We start from the raw sequence: 8454 nt of genomic DNA on the forward strand, positions 1-8454 counted from the left end.
GGCCAGGATCGTCAGGCCCTCGATGTAGGAGTCGGCGTGCGCGCGGGGGCCGGAGATCGACATCCAGCCGACGCGGTAGCCGGCCACCCGGTAGGCCTTGGACATGCCGTTGAACGTCAGGGTCAGCAGGTCCGGGGCGACGGCCGCGGTCGGTGTGTGCGTGGCGTCGTCGTAGAGGATCTTGTCGTAGATCTCGTCGGAGCAGACCAGCAGGTTGTGCCGGCGGGCGATGTCGGTCATCCCCTTGATCACGGCCGGGTCGTAGACCGCGCCCGTGGGGTTGTTGGGGTTGATGATGACGATCGCCTTGGTGCGGTCGGTGACCTTGCGCTCCACGTCGGCGAGGTCGGGCATCCAGTCGGACTGCTCGTCGCAGCGGTAGTGCACGGCGGTGCCGCCGGACAGGGAGACGGCGGCGGTCCACAGCGGGTAGTCCGGCGCCGGTACGAGGACCTCGTCGCCGTCGTCGAGCAGGCCCTGCATGGCCATCACGATGAGCTCGGAGACTCCGTTGCCGATGAAGACGTGCTCGACGTCGGTCTCGATGCCGAGGGTCTGGTTGTGCATCACCACCGCGCGGCGGGCGGCCAGGAGGCCCTTGGCGTCGCCGTAGCCGTGCGCCGAGGAGACGTTGCGGAGGATGTCCTCCAGGATCTCCGGCGGGCACTCGAAGCCGAACGCCGCCGGGTTGCCGGTGTTCAGCTTGAGGATGCGGTGACCGGCCGCCTCGAGCCGCATCGCCTCCTCGAGCACCGGGCCCCGGATCTCGTAACAGACGTTGGCGAGCTTCGTCGACTGGATCACCTGCATGCCTGGGAGCTTACGGCCCGGTAACGCCCGGCGCCGCGTGTTTCCCGCCACGTGAGACGCGGCGGGTCGCGCGATCGGCAAGGTGGCTGTCCGGACGGCGCGGGCAGTCCCTATGCTTTTCGGCCATGTCCATGCCTCCCGACGTCCACGGTCTTCCGCGCCCGGACGGCGAGCCCTCGGTACCGCCGAACGTGTACCAGCCGCAGCCCACCCCCGTGGAATACGGCGGCTACGCCGACCCGGCCACGGCCCACGGCTGGCAGAACGCTTACGACGAAACCCGCGAGCTGCCCCGCATCCCGTCCGACGCGGGCGCCGTCGGCGGGGCGGGTGCCGCCGGCCCGGCCGGCGCCGGATACGGGCCGTCCCCGCAAGGGCAGGGCCCTGGGACCGCCGCGCACGGGCGGGACGGCGCGGGGTACGTGCCGGACGGGCCCGGTCCCGCCGGGTACGGCGCTGCCGCGTACGGAGTGGATGGCGAAGGGCACCGCCCCGGCGGGCCGGGTGCGGCCGGCAGCGGAGCGGCCCATGCCGGGTACGGCGCTGACGCCGCCGCGTACGGACCGGAGGCCACCGGGTACGGGCCGGGCGGAACCGGTGCCGGCAACGGGGCTGACCCTGCCGGGTACGGCAGCGGGCCGGAGGCTGCGGGCCGCACGCCCGGCGCTGCCGGGGACGGACCGGGTGTCGCCGGGTACGGGACCGGTGCGGCAGGCCGCGGAACGGACGCCGCCGGGCGTGCCCCTCGCGCCGCCGAGGACGGCCACGGCGCCCCCGCGTACGGTCCGGACGGGGCGGCGTACGGTCCGGACGCGACCGCGCACGGCCCCGCTGTCGCCGGGTACGCGACGGACGCCACCGATCACGGACAGAGCAGCGCGGGGTACGCCCCGGACGGCGCGGGCTACGGGCCGGACGGGGCCGTGCTCGACTCCGGTGTCGCCGGGTACGGACCGGGCGCCGGGGGATACGGCTCGGACGGGGCCGTGCACGAGGCCGGTGACGGGTTCGGGCCCGGGCGCGGGTCCCGCCCGCGGCGGGGGAAGGAGCGTACGTCCGAGCGGCGTTCGCGGCGGGCGGTGGTTGTCGCCGGGGCCGTCGGGGCTGTTTCGGTGGCCGCGGTGGTCGCCGGGGTGATGGCGCTCGGGTCGTCGCCGGACGCATCGCCGGGGCGGGCCGAGCCCAGCCGGCCGGCGGCCGGTGCCGACGACGCCGTCCCGCCGGTGGGCGACGACGCCACCGCGAGCCCGGGGTCCTCCGTGCCGGGGTCGAAGAGCGCGGCGCCCGGAGCCTCGGCGCCGGGCGGCCCCGCTTCCTTGGCCGCGCCCGGCGCGAGCCCCACCGCGCCCTCGCCGACGGCTTCCCCCACGGGAACGAGCGCCACGCCCTCGCGGCCGGCCCCCGACTCGAGCACCCCGGCGGCCGCGCCCACCCCGACCCCCTCGGCGGCCACCACGACCCCGCAGAGCCCGCGCCGGGGCCACGGCAGGGGCGGTCCCTGGCACCCCCGATGGTGACCTGACGGCTTCTTGTGGCCACCCCCTCGCGCCATCACAATGCCCATGACAAAGAAGACAGGCGACCGGAAGATCTCCGGTCGCTCACTTCTGCAGAGGGGACCCCCACATGAACAAGCCTCTCCTCGCCGCGCTCGCCACCCTGGTGATCACCGGGGCGGGCATGGCACCCGCGGCCGCCGCCACCGCGGACCGGGCCACGGGCGCCACGGCGACCGGAGCGACCACGGCGCGGACGTCCGGCCGGACCACGGGCGCGGCCCCCGCGCTCAAGGCCGTCGACTTCGCCGGCACCGTCTCGCTCAGCAACTGCTCCGGCTCGGTCATCCGCTTCCCCGGCTCGGCGGAGACCGACCCGGCGCTCGTGCTCACCAACGGCCACTGCCTGGAGACCGGTTTCCCGGCCCCCGGCGAGGTCGTCGTCGACCAGTCCTCCAGCCGCTCCTTCGGCCTGCTCAACTCCTCCGGCAGCCGAGTCGCCACGCTCCGCGCGAGCAAGGTCGCCTACTCGACCATGACCGACACGGACGTGACGATCTACCAACTCACCCGCACCTACGCCCAGATCAAGAGCTCCTACGGCATCAGCGCGCTGACCGTGAGCGACACCCACCCGGTCGCCGGCACCGCCATCAAGGTGGTCTCCGGCTACTGGAAGCGGATCTACAGCTGCAACATCGACGGCTTCGTCTACCGCCTCAAGGAGGGCGACTGGACCTGGAAGGACTCCGTCCGCTACACCTCCGCCTGCAACACCATCGGCGGCACCTCCGGATCGCCCGTCGTCGACACCGCCACCGGCAAGGTCGTCGCCGTCAACAACACCGGCAACGAGGACGGCGAGCGCTGCACCGTGAACAACCCCTGCGAGGTCGACGCGAGCGGCAACGTCACCGTCCGCCAGGGCATCAACTACGCCGAGGAGATCTACCAGATCCCCGCCTGCTTCGGCGCGGGCAACAAGCTCAACCTGAACGCGAGCGGCTGCGTCCTGCCCAAGCCGTAGACCACAGCCGTGGACCACAGCAATGGACCACAGCCGTGGACCACAGCCGTGGACCACCTTTCGCGGGGCCCTCGCGGGGCGGTGCCGTCACAGGGGAGTCCTGCGGACCGCCCGCCCCGCGAGCACGTCCGTCCGGCGGCCGTCCTCGATCACGAACCGTCCGTCGATCAGGACGTGCGGGATGCCCGTGGGCAGAGTGCGCGGCTCCTCGAAGGTGGCGCCCGCCGCGACCGTCGCCGGGTCGAAGAGCACCAGGTCGGCCCGGTGGCCCTCGCGGACCAGGCCGCGGTCCGGCAGGCGCAGCCGGGCCGCCGGCCGGCCGGTCAGGTGCGCCACGCACTCCTCCAGCGACAGCACCCCCGACTCCCGTACGTAGTGGCCGAGATAGTGCGGGAAGGTGCCGTACGCCCGGGGGTGCGGCTTGTCGCCCTGGAGGATGCCGTCCGAGCCGCCGGTGTGGACGCGGTGCCGCATGATCGCGCGCACGTTCTCCTCGTGCCCCACGTGCTGGAGGATGGACGAGCCCAGCCGGTCCTCCCGCAGCAGGCGCCGGGCGACCGTCCACGGGGTCTCGCCGCGCAGATCCGCCGACTCCCGGACGGTCCGGCCGACGTAGGGGGCGAGCTCCGGTGCGGTGACGCCGGAGATCTCCACGGTGTCCCACTCCACGGGCACCCCGTGGCAGCCGTCGGAGCCGGTGACCTCCATCTCGTACCGGATGCGCTCCGCCGTGGCGTCGTCGGCGAGCCGCGCCAGGACCCGAGCCGGCCCGCCCTCGCCCGCCCAGCCCGGCAGCAGCGCCGCCAGCGTGGTGGCGCCGGGCGTGTAGGGGTAGGTGTCCAGCGTGATGTCGGCGCCGGCCGCGAGGGCGTCGTCGAGCAGGGACAGCAACTCCGGGGCGCGGCCCTTGTTCACGCCGAAGTTCATGGTGGCGTGGGCCAGGTGCAGCGGGCAGCCCGCCTCCCGGGCCAGGTTCACCATCTCCTCGTACGCCTGCAGGGCGCCCGCCCCGTAACTGCGGTGGTGGGGGCAGTAGTAGCCGCCGTAGGAGGCCACCACCCGGCACAGTTCGGTTAGTTCGGAGCCGGTGGCGTACATCCCGGGGGTGTAGGTGAGCCCGGACGACATGCCGACGGCGCCCTGCTCCATGCCCTCGGCGACCAGCCGCCGCATCCGGTCCAGTTCCTCCGGCGTCGCCTCCCGGTCCTCCCAGCCGACCGCCAGCATGCGGACCGTGCCCTGCGGGACGAGGTACGCCGCGTTGACCGCGATGCCCTCGTCCAGCCGGTCCAGGTACTCGCCCACGGACCGCCAGCTGAAGTCGGCGTCGTCGCCGTACCCGTTCCAGCCGGTGATGGCGTGGCGCACCTCCTCCAGGGTGCGGTCGTCGACCGGGGCGTACGACAGCCCGTCCTGCCCGATCACCTCGAGCGTCACGCCCTGCGCGGCCTTGGCGCCGTGGTCCGGGTCGCGCAGCAGGGCGAGGTCGCTGTGGGCGTGCATGTCGATGAAGCCGGGCGCCAGGACCAGGCCCTCGGCGTCCAGCTCCCGTACGGCGCGCGGGCGTTGGCAGCCGGCCAGGGCGGCCTCCTTGACGATCGAGACGATCCTGCCGTCCTTGACCGCCACATCGGCGCGGTACGAGGGCCCGCCCGTGCCGTCCACGACGTCGGCGTCCCGGATGGCGAGATCGGGGAGGCCGGTGAAGTCCACCGGATCCATGCCGTGCACGTGCCCTCCTAGAAGAACGTACGGATGTACTCGACGACCGTGCCGTCCGCCCGCGCCACCGGGATCAGCGGCCACTTGTCGAACGACGTGCACGGGTGCGACAGGCCGAGGCCGACCCAGTCGCCCACCTCCAGATCCGCCCCGGGGCCGGTGCGCAGCCAGGCGTGTTGGTCGGACAGGCCGGTGACCTCGATGCCGGTGGCCGGGAGTTCCGTGCCGTCCCGGCGTACCACCTGGGCCAGCGGCAGGTCCAGGTCGTAGGCCGCGTCCCGCTTGCCCGCGTTGACGAAGGCCTGCTCGGCGGAGGGGCGGGAGACGACCTGCGCCCACAGCCGGAAGGCGGGCTCCAGGGCGCCCTCCTCCGGCACCCGGTTGAACGGGGTGAGCCTGCGGTAGTGCCCGTCGTCGTGCGAGACGTACGCCCCCGAGCGCAGCAACTTCAGTACGGGCGCGGACAGTTCGGGGATCTCGCCGAACACCTCCGCCACCGCGTCGAACCAGGCGCTGCCGCCCGCGCTGACGACGATCTCCTCCACCCCGCCGAACCGCCCGGCCTTGTCGAAGTCCACGGCCAGCGCGACCAGCCGGCGCAGCCAGGCCCGCACCCGCTCCGGGTCCGCGCGCGGCACCTCGCCCTCGTAGCCCGCGACCCCGACCAGCCGCAGCGTGCGGGTGGCGGCGACCGCGTCGGCGACCGCCGCGCACTCGGCCTCCGTGCGCACCCCGGTCCGCGCGCCCTCGCCGGCCGCCAGCTCCACGACCACGTCCACCGGGCGGACGCCGCCGGCCAGGGCCGCGTCCATCAGCTCCACCCCGCGCACGGAGTCGACGTAGGTGACCAGGCGGAAGGACGGATCGGCGGCGAGCCGGGCCGCGACCCAGCGCAGGGCGGCCGGGTCCACCACCTCGTTCGCCAGGAACACCCGCCGTACGCCGAAGGCGACCGCCACCCGCACCTGGTGCGGTACCGCGAGCGTGATGCCCCACGCGCCGCGCTCGATCTGCCGCTGGAAGAGCTGGGGCGCCATGGACGTCTTGCCGTGCGGGGCGAAGGCGAGGCCGTGCCGGGCCGCGTACGTCTCCATGAGCCGCAGGTTGTGCTCCAGGCGCTCGGCGGACAGCGCCAGCACGGGCGTGGTGAAGCCGCCCGTGAACAGGTCGCGGCGTTGGGCGGCCAGCTCGCCCACGGTCAGCCCGTCCGCGTCCGGCGGGAGGCCCTTGAAGCGGTGGTCGACGCGTTCCTCGGCCAGCCGGGCGAGCGCCTCGATGCTCATGCGACCTCCTGATCAGCTACGTTGCATGCATTGCAACACTCATTGCGTATGTCGCTCACCGCTGTCTAACATCTCGGCCGACGCGGGTCAACGAAAGCCGCGAGGCGCAAGCAGCGAGCCGCCGCAAGCGGCAAGCAGCGAGCCACAAGCAGCGAGCCGAGAGCCGGGACGGACGACCGGCGCCGCCACCCCGCGCGACCGACGAGGAGCCACCACCATCGTGACCACCCCCGAACACATCCCCGCCCCTGATGACGTACCCGTCGTGGACGTCGTCGCCCTCGGCGAGTCCATGGTCACCTTCCTGCCCACCCGCCCCGGCCGCCTCGCCGACGTGCCGTCCTTCGAGCGGGCCATCGGCGGCGCCGAGTCCAACGTCGCCTGCGTCCTCGCCGCCGCCGGGCACTCCGCGCGCTGGGTCGGCCGGGTCGGCGCGGACGGCTTCGGCGACCACCTCGTCGAGGCGATCGGCTCGTACGGCGTCGACGTCTCCCACGTACGGCGCGACCCCACCCGCCCGACCGGCGTCTACTTCCGCACGGCGGGCGACCGGGCCACCGACGCCCATGAGGTCGCCTACTACCGGGCCGGCTCGGCGGCCTCCGCCATGACGGCGGACAACCTCGACCTCGCGGCGGTGCGCGCGGGCCGCGTGCTGCACCTGTCCGGCATCACCGCCGCGCTCTCCGCCGGCTGCCTGGAACTCGTCCGGGAGCTGACCGCGCCCCGCCCCGGCCGCCCGCTCGTCTCCTTCGACGTCAACCACCGGCCCGGGCTGTGGCGGGAGGCGGACGCCGGCCGCGCGCTGCTCGAACCCGCGCGCCGCGCCGACCTGGTGCTCGTCGGGGAGGACGAGGCCGCCGAGGCCTGGGGCGTCACCGGCGGCCCGGACGCGATCCGGGAACTCCTGCCCCAGCCGCCCGTCCTGGTGGTCAAACAGGGCGGCCGGGGAGCCGTCGCCTTCCACCCCGGCGGCCGCACCTGCGTCCCCGCCCTCCATGTCGCCGTCGTCTCCCCGATCGGCGCCGGCGACGCCTTCGCCGCCGGGTTCCTCTCCGCCACCCTGCGGGGCCTGCCCGTACGCGACCGCCTCCGGCACGGTCACCTCATGGCCGCCGCCGCGCTCACCGTCCCCGGCGACCTCGCCGCACCCCCGGCCCGCCACCACGCGGACCGGCTCGCCGCCCTGGACGAGGCCGCGTGGGAGAGACTTCGACTCGGCCCCGGCTGGACGCCCACCGCCGAGGGCGCCGAGGAGGAGGTACGTACGCCATGAGCCAGACCGTCGACCGCGCGCTGAGCATCCTGCCGCTGCTCGCCGAGGGACCCGCCGACCTCGGGCAGGTCGCCGACCGCCTCGGCGTCCACAAGTCCACCGCGCTGCGCCTGCTGCGCACCCTGCACGAACACGGCCTGGTCTACCGCCAGTCCGACCAGCGCTACCGCCTCGGCGCCCGCCTCTTCGCCCTCGCCCAGGAGGCGATGGAGAACCTCGACATCCGCGAGATCGCCCACCCGCACCTGACCCGGCTCAACGACGCCTGCGGCCACACCGTGCACCTCGCCGTGTACGAGGAGGGCGAGGTCCTCTACATCGACAAGGTGGACAGCCGCTACCCGGTGCGCATGTACTCGCGGATCGGCAAGCCGGTCGCCATCACCGTGGCAGCCGTGGCCAAGCTGCTGCTGGCCGACCTGCCCGAGGCCGAGCGGCGCGCGGTCGCGGAGAAGCTCGAATACCCGATGTACACGCCCCGTTCGACCCCCAACGCACCCGCCTTCCTCGCCGAGCTGGAGAAGGCGCGCGAACAGGGCTGGGCCACCGACCTCGGCGGCCACGAGGAGTCCATCAACTGCGTCGCCGCGCCCGTCCGCGGCGCGGACGGCCGGGTGGTGGCCGCGATGTCGGTCTCCGCGCCGAACGTCGTCGTCTCCGCCGACGAACTCCTCACCCTGCTCCCGCTGGTCCGCCGCACCGCGGACGCGATCAGCGGCGAGTACTCCGGCAGAAACCCCGTGACCAACCCAGGCAGGGACACCGTATGACCCAGAAGATCGCGCTCACCCCCGGCACCCACACCACCCCGCCCGCCAAGTTCTCCCACGGGGTGCGCAA

7 protein-coding genes and 1 pseudogene are annotated in these 8454 nt (G+C 74.0%); 4 read left to right on the forward strand and 4 right to left on the reverse strand.

Translation table 11 applies throughout. The features are described from left to right. Nucleotides 1-810: aminotransferase class I/II-fold pyridoxal phosphate-dependent enzyme (locus IE249_RS05495; protein ID WP_229857574.1), on the reverse strand; the 810-nt coding region annotated here is incomplete at its 3' end. Nucleotides 811-1714: 904 nt separating this feature from the next. Continuing rightward, nucleotides 1715-2263, reverse strand: coding sequence for a hypothetical protein (locus IE249_RS05500; RefSeq protein ID WP_189703592.1), 549 nt, complete (start codon nt 2261-2263; stop codon nt 1715-1717). Between the two features lie 173 nt (nt 2264-2436). On the opposite strand from IE249_RS05500, the gene IE249_RS05505 reads away from it, so the two are divergent. After that, nucleotides 2437-3333 (forward strand): S1 family peptidase, encoded by an 897-nt coding sequence (locus tag IE249_RS05505; RefSeq protein WP_189703593.1) that lies wholly within the window; start codon nt 2437-2439, stop codon nt 3331-3333. A gap of 87 nt (nt 3334-3420) precedes the next feature. Here the strand turns inward: IE249_RS05505 and IE249_RS05510 are convergent, their stop codons facing one another. Together IE249_RS05510 and IE249_RS05515 are read right to left on the reverse strand one after the other, a co-directional pair. Further along, nucleotides 3421-5055, reverse strand: coding sequence for an N-acyl-D-amino-acid deacylase family protein (locus IE249_RS05510; protein WP_189703706.1), 1635 nt, complete (start codon nt 5053-5055; stop codon nt 3421-3423). 17 nt (nt 5056-5072) lie between these two features. Next, nucleotides 5073-6338 (reverse strand): amino acid deaminase, encoded by a 1266-nt coding sequence (locus IE249_RS05515; RefSeq protein ID WP_189703594.1) that lies wholly within the window; start codon nt 6336-6338, stop codon nt 5073-5075. Between the two features lie 220 nt (nt 6339-6558). Here IE249_RS05515 and IE249_RS05520 point away from each other — a divergent pair, with 220 nt between their 5' ends. From IE249_RS05520 to IE249_RS36350, 3 genes and pseudogenes are all read left to right on the forward strand, one after another. Continuing rightward, nucleotides 6559-7614, forward strand: coding sequence for a sugar kinase (locus IE249_RS05520; protein ID WP_268249668.1), 1056 nt, complete (start codon nt 6559-6561; stop codon nt 7612-7614). Continuing rightward, on the forward strand, nt 7611-8384 hold the full coding sequence (locus IE249_RS05525; protein ID WP_189703595.1) for an IclR family transcriptional regulator: 774 nt from the start codon (nt 7611-7613) through the stop codon (nt 8382-8384). The genes IE249_RS05520 and IE249_RS05525 overlap by 4 nt, the downstream gene beginning before the upstream one ends. Continuing rightward, a pseudogene (locus IE249_RS36350) lies at nt 8381-8454 on the forward strand (RidA family protein); the annotation flags it as partial. The gene IE249_RS05525 and the pseudogene IE249_RS36350, both read left to right, overlap by 4 nt.

Origin of the sequence: Streptomyces anandii JCM 4720 (genome assembly GCF_014650655.1) — a bacterium.
Taxonomy (GTDB): Bacteria; Actinomycetota; Actinomycetes; order Streptomycetales; family Streptomycetaceae; genus Streptomyces; species Streptomyces anandii.